This window comes from Bacillus sp. FSL K6-4563 (assembly GCF_038630405.1).
In the GTDB taxonomy this organism is placed as follows: Bacteria; Bacillota; Bacilli; order Bacillales; family Bacillaceae; genus Bacillus; species Bacillus pumilus.
The window spans coordinates 3,705,217-3,725,535 of record NZ_CP152030.1; the positions used below are offsets into that span (position 1 = coordinate 3,705,217).

The 20,319-nt window shown below is 40.5% G+C and carries 22 protein-coding genes; 3 read left to right on the forward strand and 19 right to left on the reverse strand.

All coding sequences use genetic code 11. The features are described from left to right. Positions 1–71: 71 nt before the first annotated feature. From opuFB to MHH54_RS18845, 7 genes are all read right to left on the reverse strand, one after another. Complete coding sequence (opuFB, locus tag MHH54_RS18815; RefSeq protein ID WP_003215320.1) at positions 72–1,589, reverse strand: osmoprotectant update ABC transporter permease/substrate-binding subunit OpuFB; 1,518 nt, start codon at positions 1,587–1,589, stop codon at positions 72–74. Next, a complete protein-coding gene (locus tag MHH54_RS18820) occupies positions 1,582–2,547 on the reverse strand; it encodes an ABC transporter ATP-binding protein (protein WP_342500554.1) in 966 nt (321 codons plus the stop codon). The genes opuFB and MHH54_RS18820 overlap by 8 nt, the downstream gene beginning before the upstream one ends. A gap of 211 nt (positions 2,548–2,758) precedes the next feature. Continuing rightward, on the reverse strand, positions 2,759–2,998 hold the full coding sequence (gene rpsR, locus MHH54_RS18825; RefSeq protein ID WP_008347556.1) for a 30S ribosomal protein S18: 240 nt from the start codon (positions 2,996–2,998) through the stop codon (positions 2,759–2,761). A 40-nt stretch (positions 2,999–3,038) separates the two neighbouring features. After that, entirely contained in the window at positions 3,039–3,584 is a 546-nt protein-coding gene (gene ssbA / locus MHH54_RS18830) for a single-stranded DNA-binding protein SsbA (protein ID WP_003215157.1), read from the reverse strand. Positions 3,585–3,620: 36 nt separating this feature from the next. Then, on the reverse strand, positions 3,621–3,908 hold the full coding sequence (gene rpsF, locus MHH54_RS18835; protein WP_003215073.1) for a 30S ribosomal protein S6: 288 nt from the start codon (positions 3,906–3,908) through the stop codon (positions 3,621–3,623). Between the two features lie 108 nt (positions 3,909–4,016). Then, entirely contained in the window at positions 4,017–5,117 is a 1,101-nt protein-coding gene (ychF, locus tag MHH54_RS18840) for a redox-regulated ATPase YchF (RefSeq protein WP_003214682.1), read from the reverse strand. A 216-nt stretch (positions 5,118–5,333) separates the two neighbouring features. Next, positions 5,334–5,540 carry a DUF951 domain-containing protein gene (locus tag MHH54_RS18845; RefSeq protein WP_012011910.1) on the reverse strand — a complete coding sequence of 69 codons (207 nt, stop codon included), beginning with the start codon at positions 5,538–5,540 and terminating at the stop codon, positions 5,334–5,336. 285 nt (positions 5,541–5,825) lie between these two features. On the opposite strand from MHH54_RS18845, the gene MHH54_RS18850 reads away from it, so the two are divergent. Together MHH54_RS18850 and MHH54_RS18855 are read left to right on the forward strand one after the other, a co-directional pair. Next, the gene (locus MHH54_RS18850) at positions 5,826–7,145 is read left to right on the forward strand and encodes a hydrolase (RefSeq protein ID WP_342500555.1); all 1,320 of its coding nucleotides are present in this window, start codon (positions 5,826–5,828) and stop codon (positions 7,143–7,145) included. A gap of 15 nt (positions 7,146–7,160) precedes the next feature. Beyond that, entirely contained in the window at positions 7,161–7,571 is a 411-nt protein-coding gene (locus MHH54_RS18855) for a hypothetical protein (protein WP_003215287.1), read from the forward strand. A 25-nt stretch (positions 7,572–7,596) separates the two neighbouring features. Here the strand turns inward: MHH54_RS18855 and MHH54_RS18860 are convergent, their stop codons facing one another. Further along, entirely contained in the window at positions 7,597–8,652 is a 1,056-nt protein-coding gene (locus MHH54_RS18860; protein ID WP_003214632.1) for a hypothetical protein, read from the reverse strand. A 72-nt stretch (positions 8,653–8,724) separates the two neighbouring features. On the opposite strand from MHH54_RS18860, the gene yyaC reads away from it, so the two are divergent. Further along, positions 8,725–9,351: a spore protease YyaC gene (gene yyaC, locus MHH54_RS18865; protein WP_003215235.1), complete on the forward strand. Its 627-nt coding sequence runs from the start codon at positions 8,725–8,727 to the stop codon at positions 9,349–9,351. Positions 9,352–9,376: 25 nt separating this feature from the next. On the opposite strand, the gene MHH54_RS18870 is transcribed toward yyaC, so the two are convergent. The 11 genes from MHH54_RS18870 to rpmH form a co-directional block, all read right to left on the reverse strand. Beyond that, on the reverse strand, positions 9,377–10,231 hold the full coding sequence (locus MHH54_RS18870) for a ParB/RepB/Spo0J family partition protein (protein WP_226804550.1): 855 nt from the start codon (positions 10,229–10,231) through the stop codon (positions 9,377–9,379). Then, on the reverse strand, positions 10,224–10,985 hold the full coding sequence (gene soj, locus MHH54_RS18875) for a sporulation initiation inhibitor protein Soj (RefSeq protein WP_034620351.1): 762 nt from the start codon (positions 10,983–10,985) through the stop codon (positions 10,224–10,226). The genes MHH54_RS18870 and soj overlap by 8 nt, the downstream gene beginning before the upstream one ends. A 236-nt stretch (positions 10,986–11,221) precedes the next feature. Next, positions 11,222–12,046, reverse strand: coding sequence for an orthopoxovirus pf05708 family protein (locus MHH54_RS18880; protein WP_342500556.1), 825 nt, complete (start codon positions 12,044–12,046; stop codon positions 11,222–11,224). 118 nt (positions 12,047–12,164) lie between these two features. Then, a complete protein-coding gene (noc, locus tag MHH54_RS18885) occupies positions 12,165–13,040 on the reverse strand; it encodes a nucleoid occlusion protein (protein WP_342500557.1) in 876 nt (291 codons plus the stop codon). Positions 13,041–13,145: 105 nt separating this feature from the next. Then, the gene (gene rsmG, locus MHH54_RS18890) at positions 13,146–13,865 is read right to left on the reverse strand and encodes a 16S rRNA (guanine(527)-N(7))-methyltransferase RsmG (protein ID WP_342500558.1); all 720 of its coding nucleotides are present in this window, start codon (positions 13,863–13,865) and stop codon (positions 13,146–13,148) included. Between the two features lie 13 nt (positions 13,866–13,878). Beyond that, positions 13,879–15,765, reverse strand: a complete 1,887-nt coding sequence (gene mnmG, locus MHH54_RS18895) for a tRNA uridine-5-carboxymethylaminomethyl(34) synthesis enzyme MnmG (protein ID WP_065097567.1) — start codon at positions 15,763–15,765, stop codon at positions 13,879–13,881. A 17-nt stretch (positions 15,766–15,782) separates the two neighbouring features. After that, on the reverse strand, positions 15,783–17,162 hold the full coding sequence (mnmE, locus tag MHH54_RS18900; RefSeq protein WP_003214852.1) for a tRNA uridine-5-carboxymethylaminomethyl(34) synthesis GTPase MnmE: 1,380 nt from the start codon (positions 17,160–17,162) through the stop codon (positions 15,783–15,785). 403 nt (positions 17,163–17,565) lie between these two features. Continuing rightward, positions 17,566–18,189, reverse strand: a complete 624-nt coding sequence (gene jag, locus MHH54_RS18905; protein ID WP_342500559.1) for an RNA-binding cell elongation regulator Jag/EloR — start codon at positions 18,187–18,189, stop codon at positions 17,566–17,568. Continuing rightward, positions 18,186–18,968, reverse strand: a complete 783-nt coding sequence (gene spoIIIJ, locus MHH54_RS18910; protein WP_095117972.1) for a YidC family membrane integrase SpoIIIJ — start codon at positions 18,966–18,968, stop codon at positions 18,186–18,188. Before spoIIIJ ends, jag begins: the two co-directional genes overlap by 4 nt. A 158-nt stretch (positions 18,969–19,126) precedes the next feature. Continuing rightward, positions 19,127–19,486 carry a ribonuclease P protein component gene (rnpA, locus tag MHH54_RS18915; protein WP_003214983.1) on the reverse strand — a complete coding sequence of 120 codons (360 nt, stop codon included), beginning with the start codon at positions 19,484–19,486 and terminating at the stop codon, positions 19,127–19,129. A gap of 78 nt (positions 19,487–19,564) precedes the next feature. Next, on the reverse strand, positions 19,565–19,699 hold the full coding sequence (gene rpmH, locus MHH54_RS18920) for a 50S ribosomal protein L34 (RefSeq protein WP_008360908.1): 135 nt from the start codon (positions 19,697–19,699) through the stop codon (positions 19,565–19,567). Positions 19,700–20,319 lie beyond the last annotated feature (620 nt).

Consider the following 20,319-nt stretch of genomic DNA (forward strand, 5'->3'; position numbering starts at 1 on the left):
AAGTCAACGATTTTTGTTTTTCCTTTTAAAAAGCAGGTCTGCTTTTACATAACAGACCTGCTCTTCCATGATTATCGCAGTAATTTTTTCTTTTTTAAATAGGCTTTCGCTACCTGAAATGCATCCTTACCTTTCACATTCACTCCATAATTCATTTCTCTCATTTCATCGTCTGTGATTTGACCACCAAGCTTATTGAGAGAAGCCTCAATCTCAGGGTACTCCGTTAATGTCTCCTGCCTTAACAGCGGTGCTCCTTGATATGGCGGGAAAACATGCTGATCATCATCAAGCACCTTTAATTTGTATTGCCTCAATTCACTGTCTGTCGAATACGCATCGACTAAATTGATATCTCCTTTTTGAATCGCTCGATACCGAAGCTTCGGTTCCATCGTCACTACATCATCAAAGGAAAATTGATAGGTCTTTTGAATACCTCGATACCCGTCCTGTCGATCAGAAAATTCTAAGGTGAATCCAGCCTTTATGCGATTCTTGATTTTAGCTAGATCAGAAATATTGGATACATCATATTGATCAGCTAGCGACTGAGGCACGGCTAAAGCATACGTATTGTTGTAAGCCATCGGCTCAAGAAGGCGGAGCTGAAAGGATGATTCCAAACCGCGCCGCGCTTGCTCATACACTTTTTCTTTATCTGTGCTTTTCGCTGTTTGTTTAAGGAACTCAGAAATTGCAGTACCCGTAAACTCAGGATAAATGTCAATATCACCAGAACGTAAAGCTTGAAAAACAAAAGACGTCTTGCCAAGACCAGGCTTAAGATTGACTTGAATATCCGTATCCTGTTCAATTAAAAGCTTATACATCGAGATCAGAATTTCAGGCTCTGATCCTAGCTTTCCACCGATGGTGATTTCCTTCTTTTCTTGTTGAAATAGTAATGGGCCCGCGACAATAGCTCCTGCAATCACAGCAAAAATCGTCACAGAAATCACAGTCTTTTTAAAAGAAATTTTCTCAAACGTACGCAGCACCACATCAAATAAGAGTGCGAGTAAGGCTGCTGGTATAGCGCCAATGACAATGAGTGACATATCATTTCGGTCAATTCCCAGCAAAATCAGACTTCCTAATCCCCCAGCTCCGATCAGTGCGGCAAGTGTGGCAGTTCCCACAATGAGAACCATCCCGGTTCGGATACCTGCCATGATGACTGGCATGGCCAGAGGCAGCTCTACTTTTAATAATCGTTTGCGGTGATTCATTCCCATGGCAAGCGCCGCTTCTCTCAGGGAAGGATCGACCTCCTGAATGCCTGTATATGTATTTCTTAAAATAGGGAGTAAGGCATAAACGACAAGCGCAATAATCGCAGGCACTTGCCCAATCCCAACGAGAGGAATCAGCAGGCCAAGCAGCGCAAGCGACGGGATTGTTTGCAAGACCGCCGTCACCCCAATCACCCATTCTGCAAGCTTTGGCACCCTCGTTAAATAGATACCTAAGGGAATGGCAATCAAAATGGCTAAAAATAAAGCAATAAACGAAATTTGAATATGCTCAAGCAAGGCGTGTCCCAATTGTTCTTTTCGATCCAATAACACACTGATCCAATCATTCATGTGACTCGCCCCTCTCACTAGGCGAATCAGCTAAAAACTGAATCACAGCTTGACGATTCACTAGTCCAATTCGCTCCCCATCCTTCTCCACAGCCAATTCCTCATGCTTTGCCAATTGGGATAAGACCTCATCCAGCGTGGCATGTGCTGTGATCGCTTCATAGCCTAAAAGAGCCTCGTGAGCCATTGGTCTAGCCAAGACCTCTAGCTCAAACGCTTGTTGTCCTACATGGCGAGCAGCCCCGGAGACAAACTCCCGAACAAAAGCATTGACTGGGTGTTGAACCAATTCCTCTGGACGACCAATCTGCACCACTTTCCCTTCCTTCATGATACAAATTCGATCACCAAGCCTCATCGCCTCCTGCATATCATGCGTCACGAAAACAATGGTCTTTTGAATACGGCGCTGCAAATCAAGCAGATCATCCTGCAATTTCTCCCTTGTTAGTGGATCTAACGCACTAAATGGTTCATCCATCAGGATAATCTCAGGATCAGCTGCAAGTGCACGTGCCACACCGATACGCTGCTGCTGTCCACCAGATAGCTCTGACGGCTTCCGATGTCGATACATAGCAGGGTCAAGCCCAACCATCTGCATCAATTCATCCACTCGCTTTTTAATCTCGTTCCGACTCCATTGTTTGAGCTCTGGCACCACAGCGATATTTTCTTCAATGGTCATATGAGGAAAAAGAGCAATTTGCTGTAGAACATACCCAATATCCCAGCGCAGCTCATACATATCATAATCATTTATATTTTGACCCTTTATGTAAATCTCACCTTCCGTAGAAGAAATGAGACGATTGATCATTTTCAATGTTGTCGTTTTCCCGCTTCCACTAGGTCCAATGAAAACAAAAAACTCACCTTTCTGAATCTCTAAATCAACAGATTCAACGGCATAACGCTCATCTGAAAATTGCATCGATACCTTCCTAAACTCAATCATCTTCCCACACCCTGACTGCAATTATTTTCTAGACTACCAATATGACAGATCGCCCCCGTATTTGTATAGAACAAACTGTCACTTTTTCTCTCTTTTACATACTTCCCCTAGGATGCCCGCCAAAAACAGCTCTAGCCAATTCGGATGAGATTCTTCGTGAGACAATAAAAAAAGCGAAGAGCTCGAGGCTCTCCGCTTTTAAGTCAACGACTTACTCACCAGTAACGTATGGAAGTAATGCCATTTGACGTGATTTTTTAATCGCTAATGTCAATTTACGTTGATACTTAGCGCTAGTTCCTGTTACACGACGAGGTAAAATTTTACCACGCTCAGAAACAAACTTTCTAAGAAGATCAACATCTTTGTAATCGATGTGCGTGATACCGTTAGAAGTAAAGAAACATACCTTACGACGTTTCGCACGACCGCCTCTGCGTCCACCTGCCATTTGTTTTCACACCTTTCCTTTAGTCAATTTTTCAGATCAATTAGAATGGCAAATCATCATCGGAGATGTCAATCGGTTTACCATCATTCGCAAATGGGTCATCATTGAAGCTATTTCCCTGATTACGATTTTGTTGGTTGCTTTGATTGCCATATGGATTTTGACTTGGTTCATTTCCGAATGGATTCTGATCGTTTTGGCTACCGCCATAATACTGGCCTCCGCTATTGCCACCGCCGCTGTATCCACCTGAACCAGCACCGCCGCTCTTAGGCTCAAGAAATTGAACACTTTCAGCTTGAACTTCTGTCACGAAGACACGCTGTCCTTGCTGATTTTCATAGTTTCTTGTCTGCAAACGACCGTCTACACCGGCAAGACTTCCTTTTTTCAAGAAATTAGCCACGTTCTCGGCTTGTCTTCTCCAAGTAACACAGTTAATGAAATCGGCTTCACGCTCTCCAGATTGATTCGTAAACGTACGATTCACAGCTAGAGTAAACGTGGCTACAGCCGCACCATTAGGCGTGTAGCGAAGCTCAGGGTCTTTTGTTAGTCTTCCGACCAATACAACACGGTTTAGCATATTGAAAGACCACCTTTAAATATATATTTCAATGATTTATACTTCTTCTTTAACAACAATGTGGCGAATGATATCGTCACTGATCTTAGCTAAGCGGTCAAATTCTTGAACTGCTGCAGCGTCAGATTGAACGTTTACGATTTGGTAGAAGCCTTCACGGAAATCGTTGATTTCGTATGCAAGACGACGTTTACCCCAATCCTTTGTTCCAGTGATCTCCGCACCGTTTGAAGTTAACACGTTATTGAAACGCTCGATAACTGCTTTTTTAGCCTCATCGTCAACTGTTGGGCGGATGATGTACATAACTTCGTACTTTCTCATCTGATTGCACCTCCTTTTGGTCTAAGCGGCCCTATACGGGCAAGGAGCAATAAATTATATTACTCACAATTGTATATTATAACAAATTACTTGGCCTATGACAAGAACCTATACATTAAAACGGAAATGAATGACGTCTCCATCTTTCACTACATATTCTTTACCTTCTAGACGGACTTTTCCAGCCTCTTTTGCAGCAGACATGCTTCCACCAGCAAGTAAATCTTCATATGCAACCGTTTCAGCACGAATAAACCCACGTTCAAAGTCCGTATGAATGATTCCAGCACATTCCGGTGCCTTCATTCCCTTTTTAAACGTCCAAGCGCGTACTTCCTGCTCACCTGCTGTGAAATAAGTAGCTAAACCAAGAAGTGAATAAGATGCTTGAATCAGCTGATCTAGACCTGACTCTTTGATGCCAAGCTCTTCAAGGAACATCTGCTTCTCTTCTCCTTCAAGCTCTGCAATTTCAGACTCGATCTTCGCACATACGACGATGACTTCAGCATTTTCACTAGAAGCAAACTCACGGATTTGCTGCACATATTCGTTGCCGTCATGATCTGCTACTTCATCCTCACTCACATTTGCTACATAAAGAACTGGTTTAGATGTGAGTAAATGAAGCTGTTTCACAAGCTTTTGCTGCTCATCTGTAAATTCTACAGATCTTGCCGATTTCCCAGCTTCAAATGCGTTCATTAGCTTCGACAAAATATCAAATTCAGCTACCGCTTCCTTATCCTTTTGTTTTGCAAGCTTACTCACACGAGCCAAACGTTTTTCAACTGTTTCTAAATCAGCCAAAATCAACTCTAAATTAATGGTTTCGATATCTGACACAGGGTCAACCTTACCTGATACGTGTGTGATGTTATCATCTGCAAAAGCTCTCACCACGTGACAGATCGCATCTACTTGACGAATGTGAGAAAGGAATTTATTCCCTAAACCTTCACCTTTTGAAGCCCCTTTGACAATACCAGCAATATCAGTGAATTCAAAAGCAGTCGGAACTGTCTTTTTCGGCTGCACCAATTCTGTTAGTTTTTGCAAACGTTCGTCTGGAACTTCTACAATTCCGACGTTTGGATCAATGGTACAAAACGGATAGTTAGCAGACTCCGCTCCAGCCTGTGTAATTGCATTAAATAGCGTTGACTTCCCGACGTTAGGTAAGCCAACAATACCAGCTGTTAAAGCCATTCTTTCATCTCCTCTATATCAAACGTGCTCGTTATACTGCGTAATATGAACCTAGAGCAATTATAAGTAGGTTTACATGAAAAGACAAGCTAACCGTTATGCATTATCAATAGAAGAAACATTGCCAAAAAGAATAAATCAATCCTTTAAAACGGGAATTTGCATCTAATTCTTCTATACAAAAGACAAATTTCATCAAAAAAGCATGAGGCCTACTTAAGCAGTTGGCTCCTCATGCTTGACGAGAATTTTCTTCATTTTTCGTTCAAAGTCTCTTCTTGGGATCATGACGCTATGCCCACAGCCTTCACATTTAATGCGAATATCCATGCCCAACCGAATTACTTTCCACCGATTGACACCACATGGATGGGGTTTCTTCATTTCAACGACGTCATGTAACCCAAACGCTTTGTCTGCCATCAGCTTTCACCTCTCTTGCTTACTTCATTGAATCTATTGTACAAAAAAACGGCGATGAAGAGCAATGCACAAAGCAAAGACCCTCTTTCTCCTATTCTTTTTTATAGAAAAAACCCTTCTTTTAGATCATTTTATTTGTGACCAATAGTTACTTAAACTTCGCTTTTTTTCAATATTGTCACAAACACTGTAGGTCGAAAGGTTTTTATTGGTAGAACGCTGTGGTTTTTCCATATTTTTTGATTTATGATATCTGCATAAATGTTATGTGAGGGAGCAGGTACGATGGTCAATCGAAAGGATAGATTAACTGATAAAGAATATAAAATCATATCCGATCATGCTGGAAACATAGACAATTACCAGCAGCACCATACGATAGAAATAGGTCAGCAAACGCTCACTGTCCATGATTTTCTCAAGGTCGATCATCAATTATATGGTTTAACGATGCAGCCGGAACAATCAGACGAGTTCATCGTCGCTTTTCACTGTCCGATGCCAAAGCAAATGCCGGTGACCTCGCCACAAGATGTACACACCGCGGCACAGTCATTGCTCAAAACGGATTATGCCTATCCCATTGAAAGGAAGTCCCTTGATGGCAATCGAGATCATGTCTTTTTTAAAGGGAAGGAATATATAGAGCAAGTCAGTCAGAAGCATCCCAATGCAGGTATCTATCTCACTGGACAAGCCCTTGCCGGTGCTGTTTGTGCTTATGTTGCAACAGAACAGCCAGCTGTCAAAAAAGCCGTCACCTTTGATAGCCCAAATATATGGAGCAGTCTGGCGCCTTCGATTCAGCAGAAAGCGCAGCAAGGTCAATATAAACGGATCTTGACTGAATATATTCAACCCAGTCATTATGTAGGTTTACTCAATCGCCATGATCATGGAGTTGGTCAAGTGAAGTACACCGTACCGCCAAGGCAGCAAGGCGACGTCCAAGAATCCGTTAAATATAAACAAAGAGAAATTGACACCTTTTTAAAATCAGCTTTTGCGTCTATGAATATAGAATGGAACGAATCCTTTGATACAAATGCCTTTTTAGCTCTTATTTCTGGGAGTTTAAAAGGAAATGGGTATTCATTCCACAAAGATGGATCTGCCCGGATTTTAGATGAACAGCTTGATCATAATACAAGTTTTACAGCCTTGCTGTTGCAAGAAATCCATTCTGGACGTGCATATGCACAAAGTGGTCTAGAAATTATCATAAAATCCCATTTACTGAAAAATTCATCCTACGATCTCCAAAGTGTGATTGAACATGAAGTACACACTATATTTGATAAAATCGATGGGATCGATGAAAGTGTAAAAGACGCCGTCCAACATGTAAAACAAGAGCTCAAAGGACTCGTCGGCTTTGGCCACTATGATTTATTAAGTTCAAGTGATGTGGAAGCACTGGTAGAAGAAGTGAGGATGGAACAACATCATTCCTCCTTTTATTCACACGAAAAACAACTGATTGCCCTGTACACCTTGAGAGATTACGAACAAGAACTTTCTTCCCTTTCAAGACATATGTACACAATGGGTGATGATTACGCCAAGGCAGATAGGCGCCTTGCGATGCAAATGGGTATTCATTAAGAAAGGAGTCGCCGCATGATCAATCAAAATAAACCTCCTAGTGACGCCCAGCGTTTCTTGCAAAATGTGAGTACCCGCCGATCCATGTCTGTATTTGAAAATCAATCGGCACCACAAACGCAAACGCAGTCCCCAGAAGAAATAGCCGCAATTCAGGCCCTACGAAGAGAAGGACAGCGAAAAGATCTAAAACGGCTGCTCAAAATGCGACTGCATGACGAATTAGCAAACACTCGCGTGCACTTGGAGTATCAATTGTCTAAAACCGAAGACATGATCAACCAGACGACCATTGTCAAGCAACACATCTCCCAGCATTTAAAGGGACAAGCCATTTCAGAATTAGAGGAACGCCTTCAGCGTCTCAAGCAAATGCCAGTCTATGATGATATCAAAGACGCCATTGACTCTATTCGGATAAAATAAGCACAGCTCTGACAAAGAGAGGTGCTTATTTTATTTTATCAATATAATTTTTAGGGCGAGAAAATATCTTTTTACTTAAAATCGGATATAGCATTAAACAGACAAGCAAATAAAGATTCAGCAAGCTGTATATCGGATACAAGAAAGCAATTAAATCGGCAAACCCAAGAGATGTTAAAGGCGCCATCAACAGAAGCATCACGAGCACAACCAGCCAGCGAGGCAATGGTACAAAAGAGAGCATTCGGCTGGATAAACCAAATAAACCTGCCGCTGTCGTCGTATAAATAGCTAGACAAAGGACAACGGTCATAAACACAAACAATGATGTCGGCGCTCCTTCTAATACTGTAAACAAAGGAATGCCTTCTGCTGATAGGCTCCCAGAAATATCAACCAGTATTTCGTTATACACGTACGAGATGACCCCAAAAATCAGGCCACTTAATATACTCGCCACTTTTGCCTCGCCAAGCCCCTTCATTTCTTTTCCAACCGAAGACAGCACTGCGACTACAGATAATATATTCAAAGAAGCAAAGACAATGCTGGCAGGCCAATTGTACTGCTGCCCAAAATCAATCCGCCACATATGATCATGGTTCATATAATAAAAAACAAATGCATAGATGAGCCCCGCCACCAAAATTGGTATAATGAAAGCATTCACAGATAAAAGCCCTTTCACATCCCAGAAAAAAATCATAAATGAAAACAGACAAAATGCACCGATGCCAATCCAAAATGGCACATGATACATCTCGAGTGTCACCCCGCCACCGGCAATCATGACTGTCGTTGTCGTGAATAAATAAAGGACAATTAAAACATCATACACTTTAGCCAGCCATGGACCGACAAGCCGCTCTAGCACTGGCACAAAGTGATCGGCACGTACCTCATAACTGATTTTCAACACCACATAGGTAGACAGCATAAACATCAATGTAAACAGTAGAATGGCTAGTCCACTATCAATGCCAAAAAACTGCCAAATTTCTTGGCCGGAAGCATACCCCGCTCCTATTAAGCTTCCTAAAATTAAAAGCGTCCACCTTGAACCAGCCTTCCACACAATCATCACCTCATAGGTATAGAATTAAGCTTGTTTCCGTATACTGTTACTAACTACTATGACAAGGAAGTGAGACCTATGAATAGCAAGAACGGTCTTTTTTTTAGAAATAGGGTGAAAGAATACGTGTCCCATACGGATACAAACGCCATTCAACAGCTTAAAAGTATTTTATTCTCGCATCTTCAGAAAGCAGGAAAAAGACCCGTTGCCATCGTTTGTATTGGAACAGACCGCTCAACTGGCGACTCTCTAGGTCCACTTGTTGGTACAAAGCTTTCAGGTCTTGATTTGAAAAAGCTTCATGTATATGGCACGCTCTCTGACCCAGTTCATGCGGTCAATTTAAAAGAAAAGCTCGCCGAAATTGAACAAGCTCATAAACATCCGTTTATTGTAGCGATTGATGCCTGTTTAGGAAGAGTGAAAAGTGTAGGCTCCTTCCAAATTGGAGATGGACCGTTAAAGCCTGGAGCAGGTGTACAAAAGGAACTGCCAGAGGTAGGGGATATTCATATTAATGGGATCGTCAATGTGAGCGGCTTTATGGAATACTTCGTTCTCCAAAACACACGCCTTCATCTTGTCATGTCTATGGCCAATACACTTTCTGAAAGTCTATCTCATATTGATCAAATGGATTGGACAAGAGAAAAAAGCCGTTCTCTCTTCGCTCCTATTCAAAATATCACTGGGAGAATATAAAAAAGACCATCTCGTATCAAGATGGTCACTCTGATGATTCTCTCTTAGAAAGCAATTCGAGGATTCTTTCTAAATCTTCGTTGGAGAGAAATTCAATCTCTATTTTTCCTTTTTTCTTCTGTTTCTTGATCGACACTGAAGTGCCAAAGTAGTTTTGTAAGAAAGACTCTCTTTCTTTCAACACTCGATCCTTTGGTGCTTCTTTTTTCTTTGTTTCACGTGGAACATTTTCGTTTAATTGCTGAACAAGTTTCTCAACCTGACGTACGTTTAACCCCTCGTCCACAATTTTCTTTACCAATGGCGCCAGCTTATTTTTGTTTTTCAAGCTAAGCAATGTTCTTCCATGACCCATTGATAACTTTCCATCTGCAATCAGCTTTTGTACTTCATCCGGTAAAGTCAAAAGACGGAGATGGTTCGCAATATGCGGTCTGCTCTTCCCTAATCGCTTCGCTAATTCCTCTTGCGTCACACTTAAGTGATCTAGTAAGGAAGCATAGGCTTCCGCTTCTTCTAATGGAGATAAATCCTCGCGTTGCAGATTTTCTAAAAGGGCAATCTCTCTCATCAGCGTTTCTGAAAATTCTCTGACGATCGCAGGAATCGTTGTCAGACCAGCTTGTTGTGCTGCACGGAAACGACGTTCACCTGCTACAATGTCATATCCTTTAATCGATTTACGGACAATGATTGGCTGTAAAACACCGTGCTGCTGAATGGATTCTTTGAGATCAGACAATGCATCTTCATCAAACGTTTTCCTTGGCTGATACGGGTTTGGACGCAAATCCTTTATTTTGATTTCTTCAACCGTTTCTTCATTTGAGTCTACAGTGTTAAATAGTGCATTAATACCCTTTCCAAGACCTTTAGCCATTCGCATCCACTTCCTTTGCTAAGTCTAAATAGACATCTGCACCTCTTGAACGTGGATCATACAAGATAATCGGTTTCCCATGACTAGGCGCTTCACTCAGTCTTACATTTCGCGGAATCACGGTCTGATAGACTTTATCTCTAAAGTATTTCTTCACTTCTTCGATGACTTGAATCCCAAGATTTGTTCGTGCATCAAGCATTGTCAGCAGGACACCTTCAATGGCGAGATCCGTATTTAAATGTTTCTGCACGAGACGAACGGTGTTTAACAACTGGCTCAATCCTTCAAGCGCATAATATTCGCACTGTACCGGGATTAAAACGGAATCGGATGCTGTTAACGCATTAATCGTCAGTAATCCGAGTGATGGCGGGCAGTCAATAATCATATAATCATAATTTTGCTTAACAGATTCAAGTGCTCTCTTCAATCTCACTTCACGTGAAATCGTAGGCACAAGCTCTATTTCAGCCCCTGCAAGCTGTATTGTCGCAGGAATGACATCAAGATTTTCGACCTCTGTCGTCTTAATCACATCAAGAACATCTGCATCATCAACTAAAATATCGTACACGCACTTCTCTACGTCGGCCTTCTCAATCCCAATACCACTCGTGGCATTGCCCTGCGGATCAATATCAACTAACAACACTCGTTTACCTATGTATGCTAAACACGCACTCAAATTAACAGAAGTTGTCGTCTTCCCGACGCCGCCCTTCTGGTTGGTAATCGCTATGATTTTTCCCACGATGTCACCCACTTTCAACTTAACAAGTTTCTCATTCATTCATACTTCCTATTCTATCAAAAAAAGTATGAAACGTTTGCTTTTTTTGTTTCTCCATTATATATTCGTCAGCAAATGTCTATTTTCGTACATGAAAAGACGAACTTAAACGTAGTAAAAAATATATCAATATATCTTTTTGAAGAAAAAGATATGCATAAAAAACCCTCACTTCCATCATAAGTGAGGGGCACTTGTCAAAAATGTAATCCACCAATTGTACGGCCTTCGTTCACAATAATCTTAGGGGTCACCGTTTTATAGCTTCTCTTTTTTAAGAATCCATAGGGGGTCTTAATGGTAAATGTCGCATGTCCTACAGCATCGCCTGTTTTGGCATAGGCCTGCCACACAATCTTTGAACAATAAGTCGGGTCCAGTGATTGAATAGACATGGTGATGGAGTATCGAGCCTTTGGATGAGCTTTCACATAATCGCGCGCCCATTCCCCAGCTAGGTCTGCTGTTTCCTCTTGATTAATACGAATGACCTTTGTATTGGCATTATAGCGAAACCAATTAAGAATGGAATCAAGCTGAGGATGCTGTCGAAACCCTGGAATAGAAGCAAAGCTCTTCTCATTAATGACGATACCTGCATGTCCAACGATGCACTTCAAAGCATCAGTGTTTGTCCCCAATATATCCCCTTTTTTAGGCAAAATATCGGTACCAGGATACGGCTTTCCTAAAAGGCGCTTGATGGTGTGCGGCTTTTCATCCGTCACAAACTCATCCTGCTTGTTTTGTTGTAAGCCATAATCCTTCAAATGATCGCCAGCTGAAATCAGGTCAATTGTGTCGTCCTGAGACTCATGCTCATGATTTAATTGATCTAAAGTGATCTCCTTCGAAACAACACCTTGTTTCTTCAGGACGTTCAGTTCTTTTTTGGTCAGCGGACTTTCTTCTGCAGGAACCGTTGACGAATTCACAGCAAATGTGGTTGTTTCATTTGTAAAAAGAGAAAAAGAAAATAGTAAATAACAAATAATAACAAAATTCGTCTTTTTCATTTTCATCGAGTCATGTCACCTCCTTCCCTCTATGAAAATCATATTTTACCAATTTGTGAATAATAAGTAAATATAAAGTAGAACCAATAAAAAAAGCTGACGAGTGGCTCTCATCAGCTTTTTTCTATTTAGGAATCCGAATTGTTAATTGGATATATTCCTCAAATTCTTCTTCCTCGGTATTTATTTTAAGCCCGCTGTCTTCTACCATATGGAGAGACTGACGAATGGTATTCATCGCAATTCGTGTATCACGACTAAACGCCTTACGTTTTGGCTTCGGTTTACGATCTGTTTTTTGTTCAAGCATTTTCACTACACGCTCTTCAGTCTGTTTTACATTCAGCTGTTTTTCGATGATTTCCTGCAATAGCGCGATTTGTAATTCTGGAAGCTTTAGGGGTACAAGTGAACGTGCATGCCTTTCAGAGATTTTTTTCTCTAGGATGGCCTGTTGTACCTCTTCAGGCAACTTTAAAAGTCTTAATTTGTTTGCAACAGTTGATTGTCCCTTACCTAGACGCTGAGCAAGCGCTTCCTGTGTTAAATCATGAAGCTCTAAAAGACGTGCATAGGCATGAGCCTCTTCAATAGCAGACAGCTCTTCTCTTTGCAAATTTTCAATCAATGCCACAGATGCCGTTTCCGTATCAGTAAAATCTTTTATAATAACGGGGATTTTCTCCCAGTGAAGAGTCTGTACCGCTCTCCAACGTCTTTCGCCGGCGATCAGTTCATATTTTCCTTCTTCTTCTGTCGGTCGGACAACAATAGGTTGGATAATGCCATGGGTATGAATCGTCGTGGCCAGCTCATGTATCTTTTCTTCTGAAAAAATGGTGCGTGGCTGAAAACGGTTTGGCATAATTGTGTCGACCGGGAGCTCCTGTATCTCTTCCTTTAATGTATCATGCTCAGCAATCTCTGCCTCTATTTCGGTTTCACGCTCAGGATGTTCTTTGTCACCAAGCCCGAAGAAGCGTGAGAGTGAATGCTTCATGAACCTACACCACCTTTAAAAACTACCTTTTTATAATTCTATTTTCTCATGTTTTTTCCTTCTGTAAAATCTTAAATATTGAAGAAAAACCGACCTTTTACATGATCAACCTTCTATTGGTGATTTATTAGGTGTTCCTGGTTTTCTAGGATATTTTTTTGGTGTTTGCTTTTTCTTTTCAATGACAATGATGTTCCGTTCGCTTTCTTCTAAAGGAAGAACAAAGGAATGCTTTTCAACAACCTCTCCTCCGAGGACAGTAACGGCTTTCTTCCCTGCTTGCATTTCTTCATCAGCAGCAGATGCTTTTAATGCCACAAACAATCCTTCCTTTTTTACAAGGGGCAGACATAGTTCGCTCAAGACGGATAAACGCGCAACCGCTCTAGCAGTGACAAGATCATAGCTTTCACGCTTTTCCTTACGTTGTCCAAACGTCTCCGCACGATCATGATAAAAAGTAGTATCTTGTAAGTTTAACCCTTTTGCTAACTCATTGAGAAACGTAATTCGTTTCTGAAGAGAATCAACAATGGTCACACGTAGATGAGGGAAGCAAATTTTAAGAGGAATGCTTGGGAAACCAGCACCAGCTCCTATATCGCAAATCGTCGTTACTTTGTGAAAATCAATGAAAAATGATGCGGAAATTGAATCATAAAAATGCTTTAAATACACTTCTTCCTTTTCAGTAATGGACGTCAAATTCATTTTCTCGTTCCATTCTACAAGCATGCGGAAGTAAGTTTCAAATTGTTCAAGCTGCACAGGAGAAAGAGTCATCCCTTTCTCCTCTAGTGCTGCTGTAAATTGTTCAATGTTCATGCCGACATCCTTTCTATTCTGCTATCTTCGCAATACGTCCCTGCTCTAAATATACTAAAAGGATAGAAATATCAGCAGGGTTAACGCCTGAAATACGAGAAGCTTGTGCAACAGAAAGCGGTCGGACTTCTTTCAGCTTTTGTTTCGCTTCAGTTGCAATCCCTTTGATGGCATCATAATCAATACGATCAGGAATCTTTTTGTTCTCCATCTTTTTCAGCTTTTCAACTTGTTGGAGTGACTTTTCAATATAACCTTCGTATTTAATTTGAATCTCTACCTGCTCACACACATCAGAAGGAAGCGGTGTTTCAGCAGGAGCTAACGTCACAACAGATTCATAGTTCATTTCTGGACGCTTCATCAAATCACTTGCACGAATACCGTCCTTCAGCTCACTTCCACCAAGTGAACGAATAAATTCTTGTGTCTCTGCTGTGGGTTTAATGATGACAGAATATAAACGTTTTTTCTCTGCTTCAATGGCTTCTTTTTTCTGCTGGTATGCCTGGAATCTTTCTTGAGAAATTAATCCAATATGATAGCCAAGTTCAGTTAATCTTAAATCCGCATTGTCATGACGAAGAAGCAAACGATACTCTGCACGGGATGTCAAAAGACGGTAAGGTTCATTTGTTCCCTTTGTGACAAGGTCATCAATGAGAACACCGATATATGCATCAGATCGGCTTAAAATGACTTCTTCTTTACCCAATGCTTTTCTTCCTGCATTAATACCTGCCATAATCCCTTGACCTGCTGCTTCCTCATAGCCTGACGTACCATTAATTTGGCCGGCTGTATATAATCCAGAAATTTTCTTCGTCTCAAGTGTAGGCCACAACTGAGTAGGCACAATTGCATCATACTCAATGGCATAACCCGCTCTCATCATTTGTACATTTTCGAGCCCTGGGATGGTGGAAAGCATGCGCTGCTGTACATCCTCTGGAAGACTTGTAGATAATCCTTGAACATACACTTCCTGCGTATTACGACCTTCTGGCTCTAAGAAAATTTGATGTCTTGGTTTGTCATTGAAACGAACCACTTTATCTTCAATGGAAGGGCAGTATCTAGGACCAGTTCCTTTAATCATACCTGAATACATTGGAGAACGGTGAAGATTCTCATCAATAATTTGATGTGTTTCTAAACTCGTATAAGTTAACCAGCATGGCAGTTGATCTGTAATATATTCAACCGTTTCATAGGAAAACGCCCGCGGAACGTCATCACCTGGTTGAATTTCTGTTTTACTATAGTCAATCGAGTGACTATTCACTCGAGGAGGTGTTCCTGTTTTAAAGCGAACCAAATCGAATCCTAACTCTGCTAGGTGATCCGATAATTTGATGGATGGCTGCTGGTTATTTGGACCACTTGAATACGATAGATCCCCTAAAATAATGCGACCTTTTAAGAAAGTCCCAGTCGTTAATACAACAGACTTCGCACGATAGTTTGCTCCTGTTTGGGTAACGACACCTTTACATTCATCATCTTCTACAATTAAATGATCCACCATCCCTTGAAGCATTGTCAGGTTCGGTTCATTTTCCATTGTTTTTTTCATTTCATGCTGATATTGGAACTTATCTGCTTGCGCTCTTAACGCACGGACAGCAGGTCCTTTCCCCGTATTCAGCATGCGCATTTGGATATGCGTCTTATCTATATTTCGTGCCATTTCTCCGCCCAGTGCATCAATTTCTCTAACGACAATCCCTTTTGCAGGACCGCCTACGGACGGATTACATGGCATAAAAGCAACCATATCGAGGTTGATAGTCAATACAAGTGTTTTGGCGCCCTGTCTTGCAGAAGCAAGAGCAGCCTCAACCCCAGCATGACCGGCACCCACGACGATGACGTCATAATTGCCAGCTTCATAACCCATTTCTTATGTTCCTCCCTTTACTTTCCTAAACAGAATTGAGAGAATAACTGATCAATCAAGCTTTCATGAACAGCATCTCCTATAATTTCACCGAGCTGTTCCCAGCAGCGTGTTAAATCTATTTGAACAATGTCGATCGGTACGTCCATTGCAATTCCTTCAAGAGCATCCTCAATTGATTGTTTTGCTGCCTGAAGTAAGGCAATATGCCTTGTATTACTTACATACGTTAAATCTCCACTTTCAATTGATCCAGTGAAGAACAGTGATTGAATCGCCATTTCTAGCTCATCAATGCCCTTTTCTTGTAATAATGATGTAGTGACCACCGGACGATCCTTCGCTAACTGCTTGACCTTTTCTACATCAAGCTTAGGCTCAAGGTCTGTCTTATTCACAATTACGATGATATCCATACCTGAGACAGCCTCAAAAAGCTTAATATCTTCTTCTGATAATTCTTCGCTATAATTGAGCACAAGTAAAATCAGGTCAGCTTCTTTTAAGACCTGTCTAGATCGTTCAACCCCTATACGTTCAACAATGTCCTCTGTCTCACGTATACCCGCAGTATCAACAAGACGGAGAGGTACACCTCTTACATTCACATATTCCTCAATTACATCTCTCGTAGTTCCAGGAATATCTGTGACAATGGCCTTTGTTTCCTGTACAAGGCTATTCAGCAAGGAAGACTTGCCAACATTCGGCCTTCCTATAATTACAGTGGATAAGCCCTCTCGAAGGATTTTCCCTTGCTGGGAAGTCGAGAGAAGCGACTCAATTTCTTTTTTGACCGATGTCGCTTTTTCCACTAAGACGCGGTGTGTCATTTCTTCAACATCGTCATACTCAGGGTAGTCAATATTGACTTCAATATGCGCCAGTGTTTCTAGGATCTCGCCGCGCAGTCGCTGAACCAAACCGGAGAGACGTCCCTCCATTTGAGTAATTGCTACATTCATCGCTCGATCCGTCTTTGCCCGAATCAAGTCCATGACAGCCTCTGCTTGCGATAGATCTATTCTTCCATTTAAGAAAGCACGCTTTGTGAACTCACCTGGCTCCGCTAATCTTGCTCCTTCTCTTAAAGCAAGCTGCAATACTTTATTGACCGTTACAATTCCGCCATGGCAGTTAATCTCAATAACGTCTTCTCTCGTAAATGTTTTTGGCGCTCGAAGTACTGACACCATGACCTCTTCTATTACTTGATCAGTCCTTGCATCCACGATATGACCATAATGAATGGTATGAGAATCCACTGATACAAGTTTTTTCTCCTTAGGCCCTTTATACATCCGATCAGCGATCTGTACCGCCTCAGGCCCACTTAAACGAATAATCGCAATTGCTCCTTCACCCATCGGTGTCGAAATGGCTGCAATTGTATCCATCGCTCAATCACCTCTTTCTCTACTTTAATAGACAGTCTTTTATCTATTAAATGGACGTTATCCATCTCTATATCAAAAACGCTTAATCCAAAATTTAAAGATACCATAAATGAAAGCGAAGTGAAAGTATCCTCCATCTAATTATCCACAGCTTGGCATCCTATCTATTTTAACACTTAACTTATCCACATGTGAATAACGACGTTCTCAACTCATCTTCACATCTTACACCGAAACCCAATAAATTTAAACGCCCCGATGCCTTTGTTTACTTGTGAAAATAGCATTTTCCACTCAAATTACACCCTAACTTTTTAGAAATAAAGGATGAATCTTCTATAGAAACACAATTTTTCAATAAAAAAAGACTAAAATCCAGCTTTGCTGAATTCTAGCCTTTCTGTTATTTTTTATACAGCACCACAACATGACGCTTGCTGCCTGTATCTTCCGATGCCGTTGCTAGTTCTTTAGAAAAAGCAGCGATCGTATCATGAATTACTTTTCGTTCGTTCGAAGGCATTGGTTCTAAATGAACCTTTCTCTTCGTTTTTAAAACTTTGTTTGCTGTCTTGAAGGCATATTGTTCAAGTGCTTCTTGTCGCTTCTTCCTATAATCTCCAATATCAATGGTAATATGATGATACTGATCAGAATAGCGATTAAACACTAACTGTACCAAGGTTTCTAAAGAGTACAAAGTTTGACCTCTTTTTCCAATCATTAATGACGTTTTATCTCCATCAATGTGGAAAGAAATCTTTTTCGGTTCCTGTTTGGAAACAATCTTCGCTTTAGGATCAATTGATTTAACAATATTATCTAAATACTGTGTAGCTAATTTAAGAGCATTTCTCTTTTCTATCAATTTGACTACAGCTTGTCTTTTGCCAAATAATCCTAAGAACCCTTTATTTCCTTCATCAACTATTGTGATATCTACTTCTTCTTTTAGAAGCTGCATTTGTTTAAGTCCGGAATCTACTGCTTCTTCGATTGTGCGACCGACAGCAGTTATTTCCTTCATTTTTTATTCCCGCCAGCTTTTTCTTTTGTATCTAATTTTACTTGAGGAGTTTTAATCACTAATGTTTGGATGATCATGAAAATGTTACCTACAACCCAGTACAATGAAAGTGCTGCTGGGAAACTAATAGCAAATACAATGATCATAATCGGCATAACCCACAGCATGATCGCCATTTGAGGGTTGTCCGAAGGATTTCCAGCCATCATCAGTTTTTGCTGAATGAAAGTAGCTACCCCCGCAATGATCGGTAATAGGAACAATGGATCTGGACTGCCTAAGTCAAACCATAAGAATGTATGCTTTTTAATTTCTGCTGTTCTCATAATCGCATGATAAAAACCGATTAGGATTGGCATCTGAATTAAAATTGGGAAACAGCCAGCCAATGGATTGACGCCATTCTTTTGGAAAAGGGCCATTGTTTCCTGCTGAAGCTGCTGCTGAGTTTTTTGATCTTTAGAGCTATATTTTTCACGAAGTTTTTTCAATTCAGGCTGCAATGCTTGCATTGCTTTTGTACTTCTTAACTGCTTAATCATTAATGGTAAAATGAGCAAACGGATTAACAGTGTCACAATAATGATCGCAACCCCGTAGTTTTCACCAGTCAAATTTGCCATGTACGTGATTAATTGAGATAGCGGGTAAACAATATATGAGTTCCAGAATCCCTTACTATCTGATGTGATTGGTTCATTAATCTGTGTACATCCTGCCAATAGAACCAATGCGCCAATCAAGCTAAATATTAGTAATAATCGCCTTTTCAACAAGATTCCTCCCATTACTTCAAACTTTATTTAAGTTGGAATTGATTACGAAAGTGACTCACCTAATCAGTATGGTAACATTTTTTCATTACAAAGTGGTGGTTTCATTTTAATTCACTAGATGAAGGAAGCGCTTTTAAAAATTGATTCAACGAAAGTTTCTATTACGAAGACTTTTTCGGTTGTTGTTGATAAACAGCGGATTTTCTAAATAAATGTTGGAGAGACTTTTTTGTTTCTTCAAAGGTCAATTCACTTGCTGGTTTTCTTGCAATGACAATGTAGTCTTTTTCTTGCTTTAACTTATGACCTTCCTCTAAAAACACCTGGCGGATCAGTCGTTTAATTCGATTTCTCATCACTGCATTACCAATCTTCTTACTGACAGACAATCCTAAACGCAGTTCATCTTGATTTGGTTGATCCAGCTGGTAAATAACGAATTGGCGGTTCGCCATTGATTGACCTTTTTTGAACACCTTTTGAAACTCTTCATTTTTTTTTAGCCTGTTTCGCTTCTTCATGTTTTCTTCCACTCCGATAAAAACTGACAGTTCAATTACGATTTTATGTAAAAAAGACCACTGACATTATTCAGTGGCCTAAGCTGATAATTTTTTTCTACCTTTGCTGCGGCGTCGCTTTAAAACTAGACGTCCGTTTTTAGAACTCATACGGCTGCGGAAGCCATGAACTTTACTACGCTTACGATTATTTGGTTGAAACGTTCTTTTCATTTATGACACCTCCCTGAGGAATAGCTGTTTAAGACAGTCTAACTCATTATATTTGTGTAACCCATCGATTGTCAATATCAATGATAAAACTCTTATTATCAACCTTATAAGCATAACATAATTTATCAAACGAAGAAACCTTCTTTTTCAGTTTCCAACATTTTATTCTTTTTTTCCTCCTAAAAAGCCTCCAAAACAAGGGTGTGGATATTTTTCCGGCATATTTAGACTATCCACATCCATTATCGACATTTTTTTCACACAAATAACCGATGTGGATAATTATTTTTCAACAGGATGTAAAGTGTGTGGATAAGTTTGTGACACCCATTGCACCATCTCGTTTATTTTGATATTATATTTGTGTTTTAACTCTTAATTACTTATCTGACCTATTTGCGTTATCCACAATCTGTGGATAAGCTGTGGAAAGATATTACACAGGTTGTTGAATTGTTTATCCACAGGCTGTGTAATTTGTCGAAAAGACGTTTTTCTACTATATTATTTGTTTTCAACAATGTATGTGCACGAATGGTGATGGCCATTTGCTCTTTTTCGTGTTCTATAACAGTTTGATACTGGTCATTTTAAAAAGAAAAGGAGGGGGGAGAAGCCTT